Raw genomic sequence first — 23,063 nt, forward strand, 5'->3', positions numbered from 1 at the left:
TCAAATTTTATTAACCTTCGTAAAAAAATCGTTATATACATTTCTATAAATATAATTTACTTCCTAATAGTGGATGTGTTAAATTATGAATATTCTAACTATTAAACAATACTACAAGGGGTGCTAACATGTCTAAGATTCCAAATGAAACTCATAATTTACCTGCATTTCAATTTTTAAAAGATGAGCCATTTGCTAACTTTTTAGGAATGAAACTTGTTGCAATGGATGCTGGATCAGCTACCGCAGAATTATTTGCTACTGAAAACATGCTAAACTCGCACGGCACTGTACATGGAGGGGTGATCTTTTCCCTTGCGGATTTTGTATTTGCTGCAGCAAGTAATTCATATGGACAAGTAGCTGTAGGGGTGAATAATAACATTAATTATTTTGCTGCAGGGCGTGCCAATTCCTTACTTCGTGCTCATGCTACTGAGGTGAAAAGAACAAGAAAACTTGCTTGGTATAACATCCAAGTACAGGATGAAGATGACACATTAATTGCTTCTATGGAAGCGATGGTTTACTTGAAAAGTCAAAACTTTTTAAAAGAATAATGAAAAAGAGCACCGACTTTTTAACAAGTCCGTGCTCTTTTTTAATTATTGGTAGTTGTGAATTATTTCTCTATTTCTTCACAGTTACCTTTCTTGCTTTACTTGAATTACCTGCAGAATCTTTGGCAGTTACATAAAGATGTGTACCTGCTTTTTGCTTTTTAATTTTGACTGAAAAGTTTCCTTTACTACTTGCTTTTGCTTTACCAATTATTTTACTTTTTACTTTAATCGTAACAGTTGAGCCTTTTTCAGCTTTCCCTTTTACCGTAGTTGTTTTACTTGTTACAGTATTTACGATTGGCGTATTTGGTGCAATTTTATCTTGAACAACAACTTTCACAGCTTTACTTGAACGTTTCGCTGAATCTACGCTAGTAATATAAAGCGAAGTTTTTGCTGGTTGTTTTTTAATCTTAATAGTAAAGTGACCTTTACTATCTGCTTTTCCTTGGCCGATGATTTTCTTTGAAGCGTTTTTAATAATAATGTTTAGCTTTGCTTTAGCTGTTCCAGTTACACTTGTTGTTTTATTGCTTATGGTATTTACTTTTGGAGCTAATGGACTTTTGTCTTTCTCCACATATAAATTTTGTGTTGATTTTGCTAGACCTGTAGAATCCACGATTGTTACCACAAGTCGTTGGTTTATTTTTTGTGCTGGAATTTTAACAGTGAACGTTCCTTTTGATGATACTGTTGCCTTTCCAATTACCTTTGTACCTTTTTTCACTTCAATTTTGGAGCCTTTTAAAGCTGAACCTGTAATGTAAGTTTTCTTTTCGATAATTGGATTCACTTTTACTTTTAAATCAACAGCACTTACTGCACTATAAGCATTTAATCGTCCATATCCAGATACAAGATCACTACCAACTGGTGGTTTCACATCTTCTAGCGCCATGCCACCACTCACAAGATCATAAACATCCGTACTATCTTCTGTCTTATCTTTCTCTTCAAACGCAACATGGTCAGTTGTTTGATGTAGAAGATTTCTAATGTCTGCAACTTTTAGTTTTGGATTTTCTGATAATAGTAGCCCAGCTACAGCTGCTACGTGTGGTGCAGCCATTGATGTACCACTCATATAAGCTACTTCTCCATTTGGTATAAGACTTGGAATATTCGTCCCTGGTGCAACTAAATCTAATTTTGCGCCATAATTTGAATAATCCGAGACGATATCTAATGTATTCGTTGCTCCTACTGATATCGCATATTGTGAGGATGCTGGATATGCAATACCATGAGTGCCGTCATTTCCACTTGCAGCTACTACCACAACATTTTTCGAAGCAGCATATTTCAATGCGTATTCAAGTACACGACTATAGCTTCCACCAAGACTAAGGTTGATGACTTTTGCTCCATGATCCACAGCATATTTAATACCATATGCAATGGTTTCTGTATCACCTGAACCACTTGCATCTAAAACTTTAACAGGCATAATTTTTGCATTTTGATTAATTCCTGCAATGGAATAGTGGTTGTTAGACTGCGCTGCAATGATTCCTGATACATGCGTACCATGTCCATTATCATCTAATGGTGGCACAACTTTTTCTGCACCGTTATCATCCACTTCAGGTTGGTCTACAAAATTCTTTCCAAGGTCTGTTCTTACGCGTTTTTTTAAATCTGCTAAGTTATAATCTACACCAGTATCTACAACTGCGATTAGTGTATCTTTTAAATTACGTTTACTTAACAAATTTTGTAGTTGATCGTTTTTAATATCTGCACCCTTTATACCAGTATCTCCACCTAGGTTTTTCAAAGACCATTGGTAAGATGATTGAATATCGCTTGAAAGCGCATGGTATGTTTGGACAGGTTCCACAAATTCAACTTCAGGTAATTTTTCAAGCGTTCCTGCAGTTGCGGTAAACGATTTTGCTTGTGCTTTAGCGCTCATCCCTGACTTTGGCTCGTCCATTTCTACAACATACATATCATCTAATAGTTCCTCTTGTGGACTTACAGATAATGTTGATAAAGTATTCGATTTTGTACCATTGATTTTCGATTGGACAGATTTTAAAGAAACGCCGTCTTTCAATTTAAGAATATATTTGTTGTTTGGAGTGTCCGAAAGTTTAATCCCTACTTTTTTTGCAACATCAGACAATTTTTCACCAGCTAGGCTTGTTGCATTTGCTTTTTTTGAAAGACTATCCACATCTTTTTTTAATGATTGTGGGACTGCATTATTTGCAATTGTAAATAATGATTGGATTGCATCTGCTTCTGTTTTACTAATTACGCGTGAGCTATTGCCGTTTTTATTTATTTCAGTAATTAATGGTTGAAGTACAAGAAGGTTATTATAAAGTGCATCTTGTTCTTTTTTGTCTATTGCAATCTTGGCTACAAGGAATGGTGCTGCTTTGTAGTATAAGGAAGACAATTGACGTCCTTCTTCTGTTTTTGAAAGGACTCCATCACGGAACAAACGAATGTCTTTTAATATTTCTTTAGCTGAAGTTTTACCCTTTACACTAAACTCAACTGGGCATGTTTCGCCTGTTGGTATGTCTTTAGTTGGAAAAGTTTTAATAGAACTTGTTTGCAATGTATAGCTAACTTTTCCTAAGTCCACGCCATCCACTTGTGATGGATTAGGTGTATTTAAATCTGGTGATAAAGCTTGCATTGATGGGTCTTGTAAAGTAGGATCTGCAAATGCAGGTTCACCCAAATACTCTACTTTAATATAGTAAGGACCTTCCCATGCATATGGAAATTTAATTTCTGCTGGTATGGCTTGCTCACCCGGAGCACCAGGAGTTGTCCCAGCAATGTATTGTTCAAATGTTTGATCGTTTTCTGCATTTTCTTTACTAGAATAGACAGATATGTTAACAATTTGATCACTATTGACTTTTAATTTCAGATGGGAGTATTTTGAGATTTGGTCTTGTGTTGGCGTAACTTTATACCAATGTACGCCTGGTTGTTCAAAGGTTCCCTCTTCCACTTTTCCATTCGTGACTGTTTTCACATCAGTTTCATTTATCTGGTTTGTTGTAACATTTGAAAATTCTGTTGTTGGAATTGTTTCTGCCTTAGAATTTTGAGGTAATATAAATCCAAATACTAATGCAAAAATAAGAATCCACCCTGTGACTTTGCTAATACTATTAATCTTCAATTCGAAACCCCCTTCTAATTTTTTCCTAAAAAGTACTACCTCACCTATCATATCTGTAATCTTTAGATAGTTCAAAAAGATTTTTATTATTTACAATAATTTAAACTATATGCTTATAATTTACCGAATGATTGTTATAGTTTTATCATTTTACTAGGCTTCTATTTGTTACATAAGGACTATCGAATTTTTATTTTCATTATTTTTCCATAACATATCATTATTAAAAGGGATAACTAAGACGTTATCCCTTTCTTTTAAACTTCAATTTTAGAATAAGCTTATACATACTGGATCAAAAATCTAAAAAAGTATTTACTTATATATGTAATTCTTCTATTCCTGAAAACTGTTTAATTTTCTCTCCTATTTCATCACGAACGCGTTGGAAAACAGCCCATTTTTCTTCATCAGTGCCTTCTGCTTTAGCAGGGTCATCAAAACCCCAATGCAAGACATCGACTAAATCACAAGCACAGACTTCTCCATTTTTCAAACATGATAACAGTTTCAAACGATTCAAATCACTTACAGCCTTTAATTGTTTTTCAAGTGTTGTTAGTGAAGTCAATTTTATGCCTCCTTTCATATAACTGAACACTTATATAACTATTTACTTATATAAGAGTAAAATTATTTATTTAAATAGGCAAGATGATAAAAATATAAAGCCAAAAAGCCCATGGAATCACTTCATGGGCTTGACGCTGTATTTAGTTGAATCTTTTACTAGACTATGCTGTTATGAAACCGATTCCTTTTTATAAAAACTTCTTAGAATTCTTTTTGCCATCATAGGAGTAGAGTATGAATTTTCCTTCTACGACCGTTCTTACATGGACTGGGCGTCCCCATAGTTGGTAGATATATGGAAGGACATGCTCTAAATATTTTGGATCGAGTTCCATCCCTTCGTACCCGTGTACTAAGAATAATTCACCGTTTCGTAAATAGTCTCCATTTTCTACTACGATGTATGGGAAACCACCGTTCACTCGCATTGAAACAAGTTGGTCTCTTACTGCATCGCATTCTTTGTTGGTAATTTTGTATTCGGATCCTTTTTTCTCAAATAAGTAAAGATCCTCTCTTTTTATTAAATCATTTGTTAAATAGTTTCTGATAAAGGACATATCTGATTCTACTTCGCGTACTTCGAAGATTTTTTCTCTTCCTGAATTTGGTTTTACACCAATTCGTTTCATTTCTTCTGTTGGATTATTGTATCTTTCTTCTATATCCTCGAAGATCTTGATTCCTAAATAATAGGGATTAATCGAAGTTTGTGATGGTTGAACTACGCCAGCATTTAATTTTGCATAATCAATTGTTTCATCGGTCCTTAAACTTAATTCTCTCATGATTCGTTGATGCCAGTACGAAGCCCAGCCCTCGTTCATGATTTTCGTTTCTAATTGTGGCCAGAAGTATAGCATTTCTTCTCTCATCATTGTTAATATATCCCGCTGCCATTCTTCTAACTCACGACTATAAAGCTCGATGAAAAGAAGTAAATCTTTTTCAGGTTTTGGCGGGAATTTTTTCTTCTTAAATCGAATGACGTTCGAATCTTTTTCTGGCTGGTCTAAATCCCAAAGTTCATCGTAAGGCTTTTTTGGTGCATTTACTTCTTCTTCTTCCTCTTCATAGTCACTTTTTGAAAGCCTTGGACGTAATATGGATGGATCAATATGTTCTTGAATTGCTAATATGGCATCTAAAAACTGTTCTACTTCTTCTTTCCCATAGTTCATTTCATAATGTGCAATTCGCTCAGCAGTTGCCGTCATGCTTTCAACCATATCTCTTCTCGTGTTAGAGAAACGTACATTATTTTTGAAAAAATCACAATGTGCCAAAACGTGAGCGATAATTAGTTTGTTTTGAGTTAAGGTATTTGAATCAAGTAAGAATGCATAACAAGGGTTCGAATTAATAACAAGTTCATAGATTTGACTTAGCCCCAGATCATATTGCAGCTTCATTTTATGAAATTGTTTTCCAAAGCTCCAGTGTGAAAAACGTGTAGGCATACCGTATGCGCCAAATGTATAAATGATATCTGCAGGGCAGATTTCATAACGCATTGGGAAAAAATCTAAACCAAACCCTGTCGCAATTTCCGTAATCTCCTCAATCGCACGGTGAAGCTCCTTTTCCATTTATTGTCCTCCTCGCGCTCAAATTTCTAAAAAATGTTTGGTCAATTTGCGTTTGCTTCAGGTTGTTCTTTTTGGAAGAAGGTCTTTAAGGCTTCGTATACATCGTTTTTACTCTTCAATACATAATGACGGAATTTCTTGTTCTCTATTTTCTTATAGTTATACATTAAAGTAGAAAAACGATTATGCTGATTTACTTCGCCATAGCCAAACATACTTGAAACTTTCATCAGTTCTTGAACTAAGCGAATACAGGCCTCATTGTCAGTTGACATATTCTCACCGTCAGAAAAATGAACAGGATAAATATTATATTGCACAGGATTATATTTTTCCTTTATAAGTTCTAAAGCTTTTAAATAAGCAGATGAACAAATCGTCCCGCCACTTTCGCCTTTTGTAAAGAATTCTTCCTCCGTAACCACTTTGGCAATCGTATGATGCGCGATGAATTCAATTTCGACTGTTTCGTATTTTGATCGCAAGAATCGAGTCATCCAAAAGAAAAAGCTTCTTGCACAGTACTTTTCAAAACTTCCCATCGATCCACTTGTATCCATCATTGCGAGAACAACTGCTTTAGATTCGGGTTTTACGACTTCATCCCAGGTTTTAAAACGCAAATCATCATTATGGATAGGGGCTATTTCAGCTTTCCCTTTCATCGCATTTCGCTTAATCGCATTTAAGATTGTACGCTTTTTATCGATGTTACCCATAAGGCCTTTTTTACGAATGTCATTGAATTCAATCTTTTCTAATGTAATATCTGCTGTCTCTTTTTCTTGCAAATTAGGAAGTTCTAATTCTTTGAATAATACATTTTGGATTTCTTCAATACTGACTTCTGCTTCATAGTAATCTTCACCAGCAGTGTCACCTGCTTCCTTACCTTTTCCAGGCCCTTGGCTAGTTCCACTACCATCACGAGCTACCACATCGCCTACCTTACTGTCACCTTTTCCTTGACCAACATGCTTTGACTTATCATAGTTATACCGAATTTTATATTCATCTAGAGAACGAATAGGGATTTTAATAACATCTCGACCGTTAGACATAATAATGCTTTCTTCGCTTACTAAGTCAGGTAAATTATTTTGAATAGCATCCTTTACTTTTTCCATATGGCGTTGTTGATCTTGGTGCCCTTTGCGATGGAGGGACCAATTTTCCTGAGAGATGACAAAATGTTTGTTGGAATTTTCAGTCATTTATATCCTCACCCATCTATCATTAGAAGTTTTTAATGCAAATCATCATCATTCTTAGAAGTAATGTATTATGTAATTCTTAGAAGTAAAAAAATCTCTTTTCTTATACTATGCTAACTTTTAAAATTATTTAACTTTTTAAGATAAAAAAATGGAGTGTCCTTAAAAATTTTTGGACACTCCTAATTCTCATCACTAAGTCTTAACGATTCAATAAACTCCCTACATATTGCAACAATTCGTTTGCAGATGTTGAATTATAACCATGTTCGTCTATCAGCGTTGCAACAACTTCGTTTATCTTCTTCAATTGCGATTCATCAGGCGTTTTAGAAGACGTTGTAATTTTCACAATATCTTTTAAATCAGCAAATAGTTTCTTTTGAATGGCTTCACGTAATCTCTCATGAGAATTATATTCGAAGCGTTTTCCTTTTCTTGCATAGGCAGATATGCGAATCAAAATTTCTTCTCGGAATGCTTTTTTCGCATTTTCTGAAATACCGATTTGCTCTTCAATTGAGCGCATTAGTTTTTCATCCGGATTCATCTCTTCACCTGTGAGTGGATCTCGAAGTTTGTTTTTATTGCAGAATGCCTCCACATTATCGAGGTAATTATTCATTAACGTTTTTGCAGATTCTTCATACGAATACACAAATGCTTTTTGAACTTCGCTTTTCGCAATTTCATCGTATTCTCTTCTAGCCACCGCGATATAATTCATGTACTTTTCTTTGTCTTCTTGACTAATAGAAGCATGTTGATCGAGCCCGTCTTTAAGAGCAAGTAAAACATCTAGTGCATTAATAGATGGTACTTTTTTACGTATAATAGCAGAAGAAATTCGGTTAATAATATAACGAGGGTCGATTCCATTCATGCCTTCGTTTGGATATTCTTTTTTCAAGTCTTCCACGTCTACGGAGTTAAATCCTTCTACACTTTCACCGTCATACAAGCGCATCTTCTTCACTAAATCAATGCCTTGCTTTTTCGGGATTTCTAATCTTGTTAATACTGAGAATATGGCTGCTGCTTTTAATGCATGCGGTGCAATATGGATATGAGCCATATCACTCTCATTAATCATTTTTTTGTAAATACGTTCTTCCTGACTTACCTTTAAGTTATAAGGAATCGGCATTACGATAATTCGAGAATGAAGCGCCTCATTCTTTTTATTGGAGATAAAGGAGCGATATTCAGTTTCATTCGTATGGGCAACGATAAGTTCGTCTGCACTAATTAAAGCAAATCTACCTGCTTTAAAATTCCCTTCTTGCGTTAATGATAACAAGTTCCATAGAAACTTCTCATCTAATTTAAGCATTTCTTGGAATTCCATCATCCCTCTGTTCGCCTTGTTCAATTCACCATCAAAGCGATACGCACGAGGATCTGACTCAGAACCAAATTCTGCGATAGTCGAGAAATCAATACTACCTGTTAAGTCTGCAATATCTTGAGATTTAGGATCAGAAGGTGTAAATGTACCAATACCAACACGCTTATCTTCTGAGAAGAAAATACGCTCAATCATAACATTTTCAATATTGCCGTCATATTCTTGTTCAAGTCTCATCGTGTTTAAAGGCGATAAGTTTCCTTCTATTCGTATACCATACTCTTCGTAGAAATCAGGACGAAGATGATGTGGTATTAGGTGTAACGGATCTTCGTGCATTGGACAACCTTTGATGGCGTATACCGCACCTTCATCCGTTCTTGAGTATTGCTCTAAACCTCGTTTGAGTAAAGTCACAATTGTCGATTTACCACCACTTACAGGTCCCATCAATAATAATATTCTTTTTCGAACATCCAATCGTCTTGCTGCCGGATGGAAGTATTCCTCCACCAGTCTTTCAATTGCCGATTCAAGTCCGAAAATTTCTTTTCCAAAAAAGTGATACAGCTTCTTACTATCTCTTTCTTCCAAGCCAGAACTCTTGATCATATTGTATACCCGAGAATGGGCTGTTTGGGCAACTTCTGGTCTTTCCTTCACAATGCTTAAGTAATCCGAAAATGTCCCTTCCCACTTCAGCCTGTTTTCTTCTTCACGATAACTTTTAAACTTGTTTAAAATGTCTATAGTTTTCCCTCCATTCAGGCTAGTTTTATATCATATTATGAAATTAAAGAATTAATGATAACCACTACACATTCTTTGGTGGATAAACTTTCTTAAAGAATTCATTCAAAAAGCCCCAGGTAGATATGTTCTTTAGTAAAGAAAAAACTTTTTGTGCAAAAATAATCACATATTAACGTACGCGAAACAAGGAAAAAATATTCTGATTGCTACACTTATGAAAATGTAATTTTCGGTTATTCTAATTGAGGTGAAAGGAGGTTATTACTTGATTCGCAATCTTATTCCTTGTTTTGCATTCATAATTGTTTTCAGTACACTCTTATCTACGAATGCCTATGCTTCAGAGGAGCCGTCAAGGGAAGAGGTTTTGAAAGCGCGAATGACGTATTATGTAAAATTTGAGGATTTGCTTGTACCTTGGTATTTTCTTGCTGCGATTGATCAATATGAACGAAATATACAAACTGTTCGTAAAGACATACCAAAACGTAATAGCGTCATCGCGATCCAATTCTCAGAAGAATTCTGGGCAGGTGCATTAAATCCTTCTAGTCAGGACAAATCCCCTTCAACAATTGATTATTTTGGGGGAATGGGGCTTGATGGAAATGGTGATGGTGTTGCTAATTCAGATAATGACGATGATGTGTTGTTTACAATGGCAAGCTTCCTAAGTCGATTTGGACCCACAGACGATGGCTTTAAATTAGCACTTTGGGAGTATTATAAAGATGAAAAAGTGGTTAATCAAATTTTGACCAATGCTATTCTTTATAAACATTTCAACACCATCAATTTTGATCAACATGTTTTTCCGGTTGCTTTAGGCTATGATTATAGCTATAAAGGAACTTGGGGAGCTAACAGAGGCTGGGGTGGCAGAAGAATTCATGAAGGGACAGATGTGTTTGCTGGCTATGGCACACCGGTTCTTTCAGCAACTTATGGTGTAGTTGAAACAAAAGGATGGAACCAGTTTGGTGGATGGCGTGTTGGGATACGTGATCACAATAATTCATATCACTATTATGCACATCTTTCTTCATATGATAAGAAATTGAATGTTGGCGATATCGTAAAACCTGGTCAAGTCATTGGATATGTCGGTAGTTCTGGTTATGGGAAACCTGGTACATCAGGAAAATTCCCACCGCATTTACACTATGGCATATATAAATTCAACGGCCGAACTGAATGGGCATATGACCCGTACCCATCTCTTTTACAATGGGAACGTCAAACGAAAGAAGCCAAAAAGGTAAAAAAATAATCTTGAATTGCGAACAAACCGTATGAGCTCGAGTTCTCTAAGGTACTTACTAAAAAGTCCACAGAGATATAAGCTCATACGGTTTGCGCGCTTTATTTTTTCTTTTTGGCTTTTTGTCTATTTTCTTCTACTCTAAATTTAACGATTTTACTTACTAAGTCCAATGGTAAAGGTTCTTCTATTGGAAACTGTACGGTCCCTTTTCCCCCTTTATATTGCGTTAACTCATTCTGAAATTCACGAATTCCACTTGAAGTTGGATAGAACCCAATATGTTTTTTATAGGCTGCAAAATAGACTAAGTTACCTTCATACTTGAATGCAGGCATTTGATAGCTGATGGTTTCCGTTGCTTCAGGTGCAGCTTCTTTAATCACTTCTCTTAACATTTGTAGTTTTGCCTGAACATCTGCTCCGAAATTGGCAATATACTCGTCAATTGTCTTACATACTACTTTATTATTTTCCATATATTTCTCCTTCTATTGAATAAAATTACTATTTTAAATACATACTAGTAGAAAAATAATAGAGAGGAAGTTATTCAAATGAAACAATTAGAACAAGAGGTTTTAAATAATGCTGAGCTGATTGATTTAAGAAATAAAATTACTTCAGTAATATACAGTCTTCACTTTGATTGTTGCTATCATATTGAAGATTGTATTATAGATTTGCACAAATTACTATTAACAATAGATGATTTAGAAGCATCTCAAAATTTTTGATAAATCACGAATGAAATTGATAATTAATATCAATACTATTATTACAAGAAGCTAATCACTGATGAAATTTGAAAGGCTGTCTTAAAAGTGTTGTTTGCACTTTTAGGACAGCCTTATAGAGAGATAATAAGCAGTTTAGTTATTTTCTTGGTTCAAATGTTTTACAATCTGTTTCTTCAGTAGTAGAGGCCTGTGATCCTCTATTGCTGACTACATAAATTTCATGGGCAGTACATTGATTTCCCTTTTGCCAAAATGTACAGTTACTTACTTCACAAAGAACGTCCTTTGCCAAAATGAACACCTCCTTTGTAATTAGTATTAACAATTCAAATTAAGTTCATACCTAGAAGGAGGATTCAGCGAAGCAATAAGACGTTCCGTTGCAATTTGAAACTTTTTCATTTACTTTAATTGATATACTGACCATTTTATCCGATGTACAACATTTAAAGTAAGCATTCTTTTTAGGATAATTTACTTTGCAAATCATCTGAGAGTTTAAAAAGCATCACTCGTTCACCTGTTTGCGTACTAATATCTGTATGGAAACTGATTACATCTACATTCGTAATTGTACGTATTACTTCTTTTAATTCTTCAAGACCTGATTCCACTAAACTATTCCGATGCATTTTAACTGATAATAACCCCTCATTATTTTTGCATACGGAGTATTCAGCTGGTGATAATATCCCACGTAGTACAACAATAATCATATCTCGCAAGATGTCCGCTTTTACAGATACCGACCCTCTACCAAGATAGCTTTTCTCCCAATGGGTTAACGCTTTACTAATTTCCGATTCAAGATTTCCTTTTGTTTTTTCCATAATTCTATTCCCCTATTGTAAATACATAGATTTAAATCATATAATTAAGACCAACTTTTCCAATTTCCGTTCTCATCAACGGATGCAAGACGAACCCATCCATTTTGCACTTTTTGAAGAAAAGCTACATCACGTTTTAATAATCGCTCTACATAGTTCTTCGGTGCTTGAATCACTACCAAAAGTCGTAGTGGTGCATGGTAAGCTTGATTGTCTGATTGCATAACGGATTGCCATGGAAGTCCAGTTAATAGATCACTGGCATTTCCTTGCATCACGCCAATTCCTGCTGTTACCGTTTGGGTAGCCTTATTACCACTACCATAATAATGCGGTGCAACAGTTGATGCATAATATTGCAAGTTAATCCATTGGGCTACTGTTGCTGGTCCTGCGATGATGTTGGAAAGTATATCACCATTTATGTCATTCTTCCAATGATAGTTGTGAAGAAAAGCCCTTCCATTTAAATTGCAATCTTGTGTTAAGCTACGATCACCTATTATAAATGCTGCATTACGAGCTAATCCCCATTCTGGTCGTACCTCGCTCCAATCCTCTGCAATACGTTGCATCTCTTCTGTTGGATTCTTATGATTTGCACTAAGGGTTGGTAATTGAACAATTCTCTCAGCACTTGCTGCTTCTTGAACCTTAGATAATTTCGTTTGAATACAATCAAATGACTCTTTTGATGCATTTGAAAGTTCTGGTACATATATGAAGTTTAACTCATCAAGCGTTGTATTATGCTCCGCTGCTACAAAAACTGTCTCTTCTGGAATGATAATACCTTCGTTTGCAAGGAGCTTTCTTATATTTAGTAGATTACATAATTCCGCTAGAACTCTCGCGTTAAATCCACTTGAAGCTCCACCACATGCACCACAATCTAATGAAGATGAGTATGGATTGTTTGTACTGTGGCTACCATGACCACAAATAACGACTAATGGTGCAAAATTATTAGTCAGACCCATCATTTTCAACGCTTGACGAGCATAGTACAACTGCTCTTCTTCGGAAAATCCAACTGGTAACTCTGAATCTAAATGGTGTGTATGGTTAAGTGATAATTCAGTAGATGGTTTGTCTAACCATGATTTTCGCATTTTAGTTAATGCTTTACCTGCTTTTTTAGGTACAAAGCTACGTGCTAAAGTTTGTAAGCTCAAAAAAGGCCCACTGATTTCTGGTAATAGTAAGCTAGAAAACAGGTTTTGTTTCAATGTTTTAAACGTATGACCAGCAGAATTAGCAGCGTCCTCACGTTGTTTAAACTGTTGTAATTCATTTGTCGCAGCGGATTCTGTAATTTTATATTGTGGTTTAAACATTACTGGTAATGATTCATGGCTATGTTTGCTTCCTAGCTTGGTCGTTTCAATCGGCAATCCGAAAAATCCTGCAGTACCAAATGTTTCAAATGGTCCTATTTTTTCAAGTTGTCGACGGAAAGGCTCTGAGCGTACATCAATACAAAAAGCAAATTGAGCTACAACAGGTTTTGTTTTTTGCTCTGTAGATTGTTTTGAAGTGAGTGTATACATTAATTCAATTTCATAAGTTTTTTCCCATGCTTCTAACCAAAGTTGATTGCGAGTAAATTGGTCAAAACGGGCAGCAAGTAATAAACGGGCTTTTATTTCAGAAGGCGACAACATTGACCACTCATTATTTTGCATGTTTCCCCATCTGTTCCAACAGATAATGAAGGATTCTAATTTTGCTTGGTCATTAACTTTTTGTTCAGGTAATGGAAGATGGGAATTAATTAAAGCCCATTCCATAGAAACTCGAACAGCTAAATATTCAGTAAGAAGTGCCTCTAGCGTAGTGGATTGTTGAGATTTCCAAAGCATCATTCCTGCCCAACCTGGCAATGCAAGTAAATGAGCTTCAAGATAAGCTTGTATCTCTGAAGCTGGAACTCCTAATGCAACTAATCCCTCAGCTAACGCTTGATCAGCTTCTCCTGGTATATTCTTTAATTGTTTACGAATGCTGTGGTTAAGTGCAGAGTCAAATTGGACCATTTCCTTCCAAGCATGATAGAATCCTTTTTCCCGATTCGGCATAGACCACACCGCTTGAGATTCATCCAGAAATAATTTACACCATTTAATAATTTCAAAATTAAGGCTCTCTGAATAATTTCCATTTCCCAACCCCAACTCATCTAACCATTGGCTTTTCGTACGTACTATATTTTCCAGAGACATTTTTGGTTTGAAACGGCTTAGTTTCTTTGCTAATTCTTTTATACCTTTTGTCTCTGCATTTTCAAAAACTTGTTGATTTAGTTTTAAAGCGTTATGACAATATTGTTCTGCAACTTCTCTTGGCATATCGAAAGCTTGTAAATCCAGCCATTTTTTCAAACCATCTTTTAACAGGTCTTGATTGATTTCATCTTGCTCGGATGCTGATTTTAGCATGGCTTCATTTGGATAAATATCTATGTCGCAAGTACCCTTCATTTGTCGAGCAGTTTCTTCAAATGTTTGATCTTCTAAACCTGCCCAAGGGCTACGAGCAGCAAATTGATTGATAGGTCCTAGCGGTACAATCACTTTGCTAGCCGATTTCACCATATCATTCATATCAGGCACTAGGTAATCAGATTCTTTTTCTAAATTTAAAGTGAGTGCTGTACTCAATGTAAGTGACCCCCTCGAGATAGTAATTGTGTAAGATACTTCGGATGACTTTCTACTAGATTATTTTTTGGCTCTCCCAATCTTACAAGCCACAGATAAATAGCTATAGAAACTTTTGAACGTTTACGAACTAACCATGTTCCTATTACACTGCTTACTAGCAAGATACATAGTAATAAAATGGCCAGTGGTAGATGTGTTTGGCTGCTCATTGGCATATCATCATGTAAAAGATTGTAAAAGATTGTATGGATTACTTGAAATACAATTGCTGCTACAACAAATAACATAAATCCTGTTAGACGTACAATTCGGCCAGAAACTGAAGCCATAAGTTGAGTCCAAGCTAGTGACACAGACCATCCTAAAATAAGCGCACTTACCAATTGATACCCTTGCTCTGGTGCAGTTAACCAGTAACCAAATCCAATAGCAAGACCTAAAATTCCACCAGATACTGTCCATACTAATGACGCTGGTTGTTTTTTGTGAGCAATCGGCTCGCTATACTTTGCAGCAGATCCAGCTTGTAAAAATAGAGTTGATTTGAATAATCCGTGTAATACCGCATGTGTAATTGCTGCTAGATATGCACCTAAAGCACATTGGATTAACATAAAGCCCATTTGTGCGATTGTCGAGCCTACTAGTTGGCGTTTATAGTCAACTTGCACCAACATAATCCCTGTTCCAATCACAACCGAAACACTACAAAGTACAAGCAATATAACCTGTGTGATATCGCCATTTAAGATTGGCGCAAAGCGTGCTAACAAAATACTACCAACATTGACGATACCTGCATGCATAATTGCTGAAATTGGTGTTGGTGCAACTACAGAATCTAGTAACCAACGATGTGCAGGCCATTGTGATGCCGGGATAACTACTGCAATGATTAACAGTAGATTAATACAAGTTTTTTCCCAGGAGTCTATTTGAGCAAGACTGTTATGAGTAAGTGCTTGAGATAACTCCCAATGTCCAGTAACTTGCGATAACCAAACGATTGCCAAAAGTAAAGCAAGAAAGCTAATCGCAAAATATCGAGCAGTCAAAGCTGAAGCCTGGCGAGCTACTTTCCATTCCTTTTTAAGACCGATAAGCATTGTTAATCCTAATAGAGTAATGCCCCAACCTAATGCCATTAAGCGAAGGTCATCGCTTAACCAGGCTACTGCATCCGCTACTGTCGTAAATGTTAACAGTGCAAAATATTTTCGATAAGAACGATCACCAAACAAGTAGCGTACACAATATCGTTGAATGATTAATCCAATTGTCAATACGAACATTGCCCATAGCCATGATAATGAATCAAAATGCCAAGGACCTATGTTTACACTTTCATTGTTGAAAACCAAAGCAAAAAGAGCAACAATCGGTGGCAAGGCTACGATGCCGATATGCACGCGAACGAAGTTTAAAGGAACCTTTGGGCTTAACATGATTAGAGCACTACACAAAGAAACGAATATCAATATAAAAAATATGGTCTGCCATGAAGTAAAGTAGAAAGAATTTAACATCCAGCATCCCCCCTTTAGAAATGGATTTCATTTTCAAATTGTCATTTTTAATTTATTCAATAAAAAAACCGATAATTTTCGAAGTTTAATGGACAGATTAATCCACTAGACTTTGGAAATTATCGGTTTACTTTTAACTGACCCAATTAATGGGTGTTAAATAGTCTACCTTTTATTAAATTGGCTACCTTCTAAATTAAGAAAGTGCATTAGAATTTAAATATAAATTAATAGCTCATCTTTTTCAAATAGCCATATTCAGAATATAACTCTCTGCTAAAGAAAACTATACTAGATTATAGGTAATTCATTATCTAATATTATCTTAATATTTTACATTTCTAATGTCAAGTATTATTAGAATTTTTCCACTTTTCTTATATTAAACTTGCGAATATGCATAATAATAGGGCTTAAATTTTAGACTTATCCATCCTTTTCAAGTCAGCTCTAATCTTAATAAAAAACCATCCTAAAAACTATACCCTGTAAGGTACTGATTTTAGGATGGATCTTTTATTTCTTAAAAACCTGGTATCCAGCCTGGTCTTTGTAGCATTTTCCACATTGCGTCTGGAATAACGAGTTCTTTTTGTTTCGATGTATCCATTTCTGTTGGGATATCAGTATCTCCCGCTTCAGCTTTTTGTACCCAGTTTGGTTCGATTAATAGTTCGCGACCTAAAGCTATTAAATCTACCCCTGATTCACTTGCTTCTTTAGCATCTTCTAAAGAATAAATTGACCCTACGCCAATAAATGGAGTGCGACCGTTAATTGTTTCAAGTAGAATTTCTACGCGGGATTTGTTTAGATCTCCGCTAAATCGATGTGATTTTGTATAGAACTCCATTTGTGACACATGTAAATAATCTAAACCAGTGCCAGCCAGTGAATCAACTAGTTTCACTGTTTCATCCATTGTGATGCCAGTTTCTTCTGGCTCTTCTGGTGAGAAACGATAACCTACGATGAACGGTTTTGTTGCATATTGAGCTACTACATTTTTTACTTCCTTTACTACCTCTAACGGGAAGCGCATACGATTTTCTAGTGAACCACCATATTCATCTGTACGTCGATTAGTATAGCCTGAGAAGAATTGTTGAATTAAATATGTGTTGGCACCATGGATTTCAACGCCATCGTATCCTGCTTCAATCGCACGACGAGTCGTTTCTCCATAGTCTTTAATAATGTCTTTAATTTCTTCTATTTTTAATGGGCGAGGTGCTGGTTTACCTTCAGATGCAACATCACTCGCACTTACAAGTTCACCATTTGGAACGCCTTCTGGTATTGCTTGACGGCCACCATGAAAAATTTGAAGAACTGCTTTAGCTCCACCGTCGTGAATGGCGTCTGCTACTCGCTTTAAGCTTGGAATAAAGCGATCATCAAATCCCGCAAATTGTCCAGGGAACCCTTTGCCATTCTCTGTGACATAGGTACAAGCGGTAATTACCATACCAACACCTTTAGATCGTTTTGCATAATATGCCACTTCATCATCGGTTACGGTACCATCGTCATTTGATGAATAGTTAGTCATGGGTGCCATTACAACATGATTTCGCAAAGAAATACCATTTGCAAAAGAAAAACTTTCGAATAAATTCGTCACTCTAAATGCCTCCTAAATGTCTAGATGGGAATTGTTTACCTATCTATCGTATAAGTCCTAAAAGCTTGTGTCAAAAGATTGGATTTTGCCTGTTTCACTTTAACTTCATTTGCCATCCTGTTTAGTTTCATGACAGTTTTCCAATTTTGTATGGTTATAGGAATAACAAGTTTTTGGATATGCTTTGGCAACTTAGAATCACTTGGAATAAGATATAGATTTTCCTATTCTTTATGTAGCATTCTTCTTTTACACCATTAACTCCAATATAGTTTATGCTTTCTGTTGAAGGTTTATTTTCAAGTAATATTGTCCTTATTTTTAATTCTTTTATACTTAAGGCTGGTTATCACGCAAAACAAAAGCTTACTATTCTTTTGTATCTTCTAAAATCCAATCTGCAGCACTTCTCAAATCGGGAAATATCGCGTCTGCTAGTGGATCGCTTTTGCCTAGAAATACTCCTTTTGTTCCTGCGTTTTTTCCTGCAATAATGTCTGTATCCGTATCTCCAACCATATAGGACTTAGATAAATCAACATCATACTTCTTGGAAAGGTCTAGGATGAGTTTACTTTTGGGTTTGCGACATTCGCATCCTGCCTTTGGTTTATGTGGACAATAGGCTACATCATCGATAATTGCTCCATGTTTTTTCAACTTAGCAATCATATATTCATGTATTTTCTTTAATTGGGATTCCTTCATAAAACCTAATCCCACGCCGCCTTGATTGGTCACTACAAAAATATAATCGAAGGCAGTATTCAATTTTTTTATTGCATCAGGAACCCCTGGCAAGAAGTATAGATCTTGTGGTTTATTTACAAATTTAACGCGGTCTGTTAGTACTTCATTAATCACACCATCGCGATCCAAAAATACAGCTTTTTTCAATTACGTCACACCTTTATATCGTATTCATATCTTTTCTATTGTGCCCAATCATCCATAACACAAACAAGCTTCTATCAACTTTTCTTTAATTCATTTATTTAAAAAAATTGCTCTTCTTCATTAAAAAATGAGGGAGAGCAATTTTATACGGTAATGAAAACTAATCTTTTTAGAATTCTTTCATATAAGTAGCTATTTGTCTGTCAAATAAATGGTCTCTTTTTTCTAATTGATGAATGACTCTTTGTCTTCTTTCATCCGTATGGTTTTGACTCAGTTTTGCTTTTCCTTGTAGTTTAGTCACATTCATTCGAAATGCTTGAACACCCTTACTCATGTTTGCAAGAAGCTTTTTTTCCATATTCTCTAAACGGTAGTCGCTACCTGGGACTTCGTATTTTTCTACCATACGATTGAAATCCTGCATCATTTCTTCCCCATCGATTAACTCCACATTTCCAAATGCCTGAACCGTAACATAATTCCATGTAGGTACTGTTTGATTCGATTCATACCAAGAAGATGAAATATAACTATGTGGTCCTTGGAATAAGGCAAGGACGGTTTGATTTGTGATGTCTTTCCACTGCGGATTGGGTTTAGCAAAATGCCCTGATAATTGACTAAGATCCTCATTTGTAAGTATTGGTAGTTGTGTGGCACAAGGTACCCCCTCATGAAGAGAAATGATTGTTGCAAAGCTAAACTCTTCCATAATCCTTTTGATTAATTTTTTATCAGTTATCACAAAATCTTTTGGCATATACATACTATTTCCCCCTCAGTTTATCATCTTACGGTTATGATAATACAATTTATTGACACACGAAAAGATACAGTTTATAACTATTTCATATGTCAAAGGGGGTATGAATCAATGAAGGATATTATATTCGCTCTAGATGAAAACAAGCCATTGGGCTACTTAAAAGGGCTTGGCTAGGATGATAAGATGAAAAAAATAAATAGTAAGGAAGAAAACAAATGAATCAACTTCAAACCCCATTATTTGACGCATTACATACTTTCAATAAACAAAACAAGGTTTCCTATCATGTTCCCGGTCATAAGAATGGAAAAGTATTTTTAGAAAAAGGAAAATCCCTTTTCAAACAGTTACTTTCAATTGATGCAACAGAGCTAACAGGACTTGATGACCTTCATTCACCAGCTGGCCCTATCCAAAATGCCGAACAACTATTAGCAGATTTATATGGCGCGTTGAAAAGCTATTTTTTGGTTAATGGCTCAACCGTTGGGAATTTAGCAATGATTTTAGCAACTTGTACAGAAGGCGATACGGTACTTGTTCAACGAAATTGCCATAAGTCAATCTTAAATGGATTGATGCTTGCTAATTTAAATCCTGTCTTTTTGGCTCCATCTTTTTATCAAGATTGGAACATAGCAGGCGGCGTTAATACAAAGACAGTATCAGATGCGTTGAGATTATATCCAGATACAAAAGCCATTATTTTGACTTACCCTAATTATTACGGGCTTGGAGAGGATTTAACAGAGATTATCAACTTAGCTCACCAAAAGAACATTCCCGTATTGATAGATGAAGCACATGGGGCACATTTTACTTTAGGTCATTCTTTCCCTAAAAGCTCCATTGCTATGGGGGCAGATATTGTTGTTCATTCTGCACATAAAACTTTGCCTGCTATGACAATGGGCTCTTATTTACATGTAAATAGCGCGTTAATAGATAGTAAAAGCATTGAAAAGTACTTACAAATGCTCCAATCTAGCAGTCCATCTTATCCTATTATGGGCTCACTAGATTTAGCACGTGCATACTTAGCATCTTATTCACGCGAAGATCAGGAGGCGCTTTTAAAGGAGATTGCTCAATTCAAAAGGGGTCTCAAAGCTATTCCCGAAATTGAAGTATTGGAGGCTCCAAAAGGTGTATGGAACGATCCGCTAAAATTAAGTATTCGCTCTACAAAGGGATTAAGCGGTTTTGAATTACAAGCATTGTTTGAGGAAAAAGGCATTTATACCGAATTAGCTGATTCTCAAAATGTATTAATGGTCTTGCCATTAATACAAAAAGGACAATCCTATCCTTTTATTGAAACAGTAAAACAAATTAAAGATATCGTGAAGAATCAAATTGGAGAACGTTCATTGGCAGATGGTTCTCATGATCCTTGGACCCTTTCAAAAAGTTTTACTACATTAAATTTATCTTACGCTAAGATGAAACAAGCAAAGACAAAACCTGTTTTATTTAATGAAGCTATTGAGAAAATTTCTGGAGAAATGGTAATCCCCTACCCTCCTGGTATCCCATTAATCATGGTTGGTGAGAAAATTACTGCAGAAAAGATAGAGGCGTTGGAAAACTTAATTGCCCTTCACTCCCGTTTTCACGGTGGTACGGCATTAGATGAGCATAAACTTGTTGTTTTTGAAGATTAATGGTTTTGTTTCGAACCTCCTCCGCTTTTAGCTTTATCCAGCTCCACGCGCCAGCCCCTCGAGGGTGCACAGGATGTGTATCCGATAGCCGTTGCCACACGACGTGGCGATCTTAGGCTATCTTCATTGTTCCGAGCCGCCTCCGCTTTTAAATGCAAAAAGGCCTTAATCTTCATTTTTGAAGATTAGGACCTAAATTGCGTTTAAGTATTAGAATTGCTTATGTGCCGGAACTTATTTTAAGTTACCAGGTACAGATTTCATGATTCTTCCAGTTTTTTGTTTTTTCACTGGAGTAGTTGCAGGGCGTAAAACGCGCATTCATCTCACCCCCTTTCAATTCCAGATCAAGAGGCTATTTACTTTCCTTCTACGCTAGTGAATAACGATGGCTAAAAATAAGTCTCTTATTCTTTTTATAAATCTTATTGAACAGTTTGTAAACTATTCTTCCAAACAAGTTTTAAAACTTTTTTAATATTTTTCTTTTCAGATGGACAAGGTCTTTCACCTGATACAACACGATACCATGGACAGTGGTTTCCTTGGCAAGCTGGACGGTAGAAGCATGATTGGCAGACTGAGTCTGTTTCTTCCCCAGACATTACCCAAGAAGCGATTTTATCATAATCGAGATCCATAGTTCCATCTGCATTAATATGGCCTACTTTGTTCACTTCTTCATCTAAAACCGTTGTACATTTATAAAGTTGGCCATTTGAGCCAATGACCATTGCATTTGGTTTCGCAGCATAGCAAACAGATGCTGTTGGCATTAAGGCACCCGTTACCATATTACTCATGCTAAGGCCTTTATCCATTGCAGTTTCAGTGAATTCCCAGATTTTTTTGTTGGCTGTGATATGAGTACATGTAGGGATTTCATCATTGTGTTCCCCACCCCATCTACCAACAGGACGGAAGAATAGACCAAAACGTTTATCTTCAGCAAAATAGTCTTTTAGGAACTCAATTAGGTCGCCTGTTTCTTCTAAGTTGTCTTCATCGAAGTTAACGCGAATTGTCATATCAAATTCGCCTTCCACGTCACGAAGAGATTTTAGGTTTTCAACAATTCTTTCAAATGTACCTTGACCGCCAGCCATGTGACGACGACTATCATGAACTGCTTGAACGCCATCAATTGTAACCATATATTGACGAACTTCCCAAGATAATAACTTTTCAAAAACCTCTCTTGTTAGGAAGAAACCATTTGTAACGATATCCGCTGAATAATCTATTTTGTTTGCTTTTGCCTCTTCCATAAATGTATTAGACAATTCTTCTATAATGCCTAATTCAAGTAATGGTTCGCCACCAAACCAACTAATATGCAAATTATTTAAAGAAGTAGCGCGTTCTTTTACTAACGCTTTTATTCCATTTTTCGTATCATCTGTCATTTTCCCACGAGCAAATGTTTCGTAACAATAAGTACAACGGAAATTACATTGTTCAGTTGTCATTAAAATCAGATGTAACATATCTGTACGATGCATGGATTGATGCAAGTAATCTGCTCTTTTTTTCTCATCAACAGTATCTGGGACGATAAATCCGTTATCAAATAATGAATTTCGTACTTCACTATCTAATCCTTCCATTCCCATTCTTTTTAAAGACGCCATTACTTCTGGCTTTTCGTCTTCTGAATAAGTAACGATTGCTCCTGAATAACTATTGTACATAATCACGCCATTATCATCTGTTTGGGATAAAGCATTGAATTTTGATGGAACATAATTTGTGCTTGCCATAAGTGCCTAAAACCTCCTTTAAGTTCATTTCTATTCTTTGAAACTCATTTCTATTCGCAACATCAATCATGTTACTTCTATATAATTACTAATAGAGTAATTGTAAACAAATTTAATTGACCAATCGTTGTATGT

General features: G+C 35.8%; 17 protein-coding genes and 1 pseudogene. 4 read left to right on the top strand and 14 right to left on the bottom strand.

Features of this window, described 5'->3' with window-relative positions; genetic code table 11:
* Nucleotides 1-128: 128 nt before the first annotated feature.
* Nucleotides 129-560, top strand: a complete 432-nt coding sequence (locus ACWV26_RS17125; protein WP_455895890.1) for a PaaI family thioesterase — start codon at nt 129-131, stop codon at nt 558-560.
* Nucleotides 561-630: 70 nt separating this feature from the next.
* On the opposite strand, the gene ACWV26_RS17130 is transcribed toward ACWV26_RS17125, so the two are convergent.
* The 5 genes and pseudogenes from ACWV26_RS17130 to ACWV26_RS17150 form a co-directional block, all read right to left on the bottom strand.
* Nucleotides 631-3,717 carry a S8 family serine peptidase gene (locus ACWV26_RS17130; protein ID WP_455895891.1) on the bottom strand — a complete coding sequence of 1,029 codons (3,087 nt, stop codon included), beginning with the start codon at nt 3,715-3,717 and terminating at the stop codon, nt 631-633.
* A 319-nt stretch (nt 3,718-4,036) separates the two neighbouring features.
* Nucleotides 4,037-4,168 (bottom strand): annotated as a pseudogene (locus ACWV26_RS17135) (arsenate reductase); the annotation flags it as partial.
* A 310-nt stretch (nt 4,169-4,478) separates the two neighbouring features.
* Nucleotides 4,479-5,879 (bottom strand): SpoVR family protein, encoded by a 1,401-nt coding sequence (locus tag ACWV26_RS17140; protein ID WP_455895892.1) that lies wholly within the window; start codon nt 5,877-5,879, stop codon nt 4,479-4,481.
* A gap of 41 nt (nt 5,880-5,920) precedes the next feature.
* Nucleotides 5,921-7,093, bottom strand: a complete 1,173-nt coding sequence (gene yhbH / locus ACWV26_RS17145; RefSeq protein WP_455895893.1) for a sporulation protein YhbH — start codon at nt 7,091-7,093, stop codon at nt 5,921-5,923.
* Between the two features lie 202 nt (nt 7,094-7,295).
* A complete protein-coding gene (locus tag ACWV26_RS17150) occupies nt 7,296-9,191 on the bottom strand; it encodes a PrkA family serine protein kinase (protein WP_455898287.1) in 1,896 nt (631 codons plus the stop codon).
* 268 nt (nt 9,192-9,459) lie between these two features.
* Between ACWV26_RS17150 and ACWV26_RS17155 the strand changes: the two genes are divergently transcribed.
* A complete protein-coding gene (locus ACWV26_RS17155) occupies nt 9,460-10,464 on the top strand; it encodes a M23 family metallopeptidase (RefSeq protein ID WP_455895894.1) in 1,005 nt (334 codons plus the stop codon).
* A gap of 92 nt (nt 10,465-10,556) precedes the next feature.
* On the opposite strand, the gene ACWV26_RS17160 is transcribed toward ACWV26_RS17155, so the two are convergent.
* Nucleotides 10,557-10,934 (bottom strand): iron chaperone, encoded by a 378-nt coding sequence (locus ACWV26_RS17160; protein ID WP_455895895.1) that lies wholly within the window; start codon nt 10,932-10,934, stop codon nt 10,557-10,559.
* A gap of 78 nt (nt 10,935-11,012) precedes the next feature.
* Between ACWV26_RS17160 and ACWV26_RS17165 the strand changes: the two genes are divergently transcribed.
* Nucleotides 11,013-11,192, top strand: a complete 180-nt coding sequence (locus tag ACWV26_RS17165) for a hypothetical protein (RefSeq protein ID WP_455895896.1) — start codon at nt 11,013-11,015, stop codon at nt 11,190-11,192.
* A gap of 139 nt (nt 11,193-11,331) precedes the next feature.
* On the opposite strand, the gene ACWV26_RS17170 is transcribed toward ACWV26_RS17165, so the two are convergent.
* The 7 genes from ACWV26_RS17170 to ACWV26_RS17200 form a co-directional block, all read right to left on the bottom strand.
* Nucleotides 11,332-11,487 carry a DUF1540 domain-containing protein gene (locus ACWV26_RS17170; RefSeq protein WP_455895897.1) on the bottom strand — a complete coding sequence of 52 codons (156 nt, stop codon included), beginning with the start codon at nt 11,485-11,487 and terminating at the stop codon, nt 11,332-11,334.
* Nucleotides 11,488-11,659: 172 nt separating this feature from the next.
* Complete coding sequence (locus ACWV26_RS17175) at nt 11,660-12,025, bottom strand: DUF2294 domain-containing protein (RefSeq protein ID WP_455895898.1); 366 nt, start codon at nt 12,023-12,025, stop codon at nt 11,660-11,662.
* Nucleotides 12,026-12,069: 44 nt separating this feature from the next.
* On the bottom strand, nt 12,070-14,628 hold the full coding sequence (locus tag ACWV26_RS17180) for a DUF2309 domain-containing protein (protein WP_455898288.1): 2,559 nt from the start codon (nt 14,626-14,628) through the stop codon (nt 12,070-12,072).
* Between the two features lie 53 nt (nt 14,629-14,681).
* Nucleotides 14,682-16,214, bottom strand: coding sequence for an NADH dehydrogenase subunit 5 (locus ACWV26_RS17185; protein ID WP_455895899.1), 1,533 nt, complete (start codon nt 16,212-16,214; stop codon nt 14,682-14,684).
* 523 nt (nt 16,215-16,737) lie between these two features.
* A complete protein-coding gene (locus ACWV26_RS17190) occupies nt 16,738-17,838 on the bottom strand; it encodes an NADH-dependent flavin oxidoreductase (RefSeq protein ID WP_455895900.1) in 1,101 nt (366 codons plus the stop codon).
* A 369-nt stretch (nt 17,839-18,207) separates the two neighbouring features.
* Nucleotides 18,208-18,735, bottom strand: a complete 528-nt coding sequence (locus ACWV26_RS17195; protein ID WP_455895901.1) for a D-glycero-alpha-D-manno-heptose-1,7-bisphosphate 7-phosphatase — start codon at nt 18,733-18,735, stop codon at nt 18,208-18,210.
* Nucleotides 18,736-18,904: 169 nt separating this feature from the next.
* Nucleotides 18,905-19,504, bottom strand: a complete 600-nt coding sequence (locus ACWV26_RS17200) for an FMN-binding negative transcriptional regulator (protein ID WP_455895902.1) — start codon at nt 19,502-19,504, stop codon at nt 18,905-18,907.
* Nucleotides 19,505-19,719: 215 nt separating this feature from the next.
* Here ACWV26_RS17200 and ACWV26_RS17205 point away from each other — a divergent pair, with 215 nt between their 5' ends.
* Complete coding sequence (locus ACWV26_RS17205; protein ID WP_455895903.1) at nt 19,720-21,168, top strand: aminotransferase class I/II-fold pyridoxal phosphate-dependent enzyme; 1,449 nt, start codon at nt 19,720-19,722, stop codon at nt 21,166-21,168.
* 425 nt (nt 21,169-21,593) lie between these two features.
* On the opposite strand, the gene ACWV26_RS17210 is transcribed toward ACWV26_RS17205, so the two are convergent.
* Nucleotides 21,594-22,928 carry a radical SAM protein gene (locus tag ACWV26_RS17210; RefSeq protein ID WP_455895904.1) on the bottom strand — a complete coding sequence of 445 codons (1,335 nt, stop codon included), beginning with the start codon at nt 22,926-22,928 and terminating at the stop codon, nt 21,594-21,596.
* Between the last annotated feature and the right edge of the window lie 135 nt (nt 22,929-23,063).

Source organism: Rummeliibacillus sp. JY-2-4R (assembly GCF_053847205.1).

Bases quoted from the DNA above. Each gene is read 5' to 3' on its own strand.
- ACWV26_RS17200 (WP_455895902.1), bottom strand. From the start codon at position 19,504: ATGTATATGCCAAAAGATTTTGTGATAACTGATAAAAAATTAATCAAA.
- ACWV26_RS17185 (WP_455895899.1), bottom strand. From the start codon at position 16,214: ATGTTAAATTCTTTCTACTTTACTTCATGGCAGACCATATTTTTTATA.
- ACWV26_RS17175 (WP_455895898.1), bottom strand. From the start codon at position 12,025: ATGGAAAAAACAAAAGGAAATCTTGAATCGGAAATTAGTAAAGCGTTA.
- ACWV26_RS17160 (WP_455895895.1), bottom strand. From the start codon at position 10,934: ATGGAAAATAATAAAGTAGTATGTAAGACAATTGACGAGTATATTGCC.
- ACWV26_RS17140 (WP_455895892.1), bottom strand. From the start codon at position 5,879: ATGGAAAAGGAGCTTCACCGTGCGATTGAGGAGATTACGGAAATTGCG.
- ACWV26_RS17165 (WP_455895896.1), top strand. From the start codon at position 11,013: ATGAAACAATTAGAACAAGAGGTTTTAAATAATGCTGAGCTGATTGAT.
- ACWV26_RS17180 (WP_455898288.1), bottom strand. From the start codon at position 14,628: ATGAATGATATGGTGAAATCGGCTAGCAAAGTGATTGTACCGCTAGGA.
- ACWV26_RS17210 (WP_455895904.1), bottom strand. From the start codon at position 22,928: ATGGCAAGCACAAATTATGTTCCATCAAAATTCAATGCTTTATCCCAA.
- ACWV26_RS17125 (WP_455895890.1), top strand. From the start codon at position 129: ATGTCTAAGATTCCAAATGAAACTCATAATTTACCTGCATTTCAATTT.
- yhbH (WP_455895893.1), bottom strand. From the start codon at position 7,093: ATGACTGAAAATTCCAACAAACATTTTGTCATCTCTCAGGAAAATTGG.
- ACWV26_RS17205 (WP_455895903.1), top strand. From the start codon at position 19,720: ATGAATCAACTTCAAACCCCATTATTTGACGCATTACATACTTTCAAT.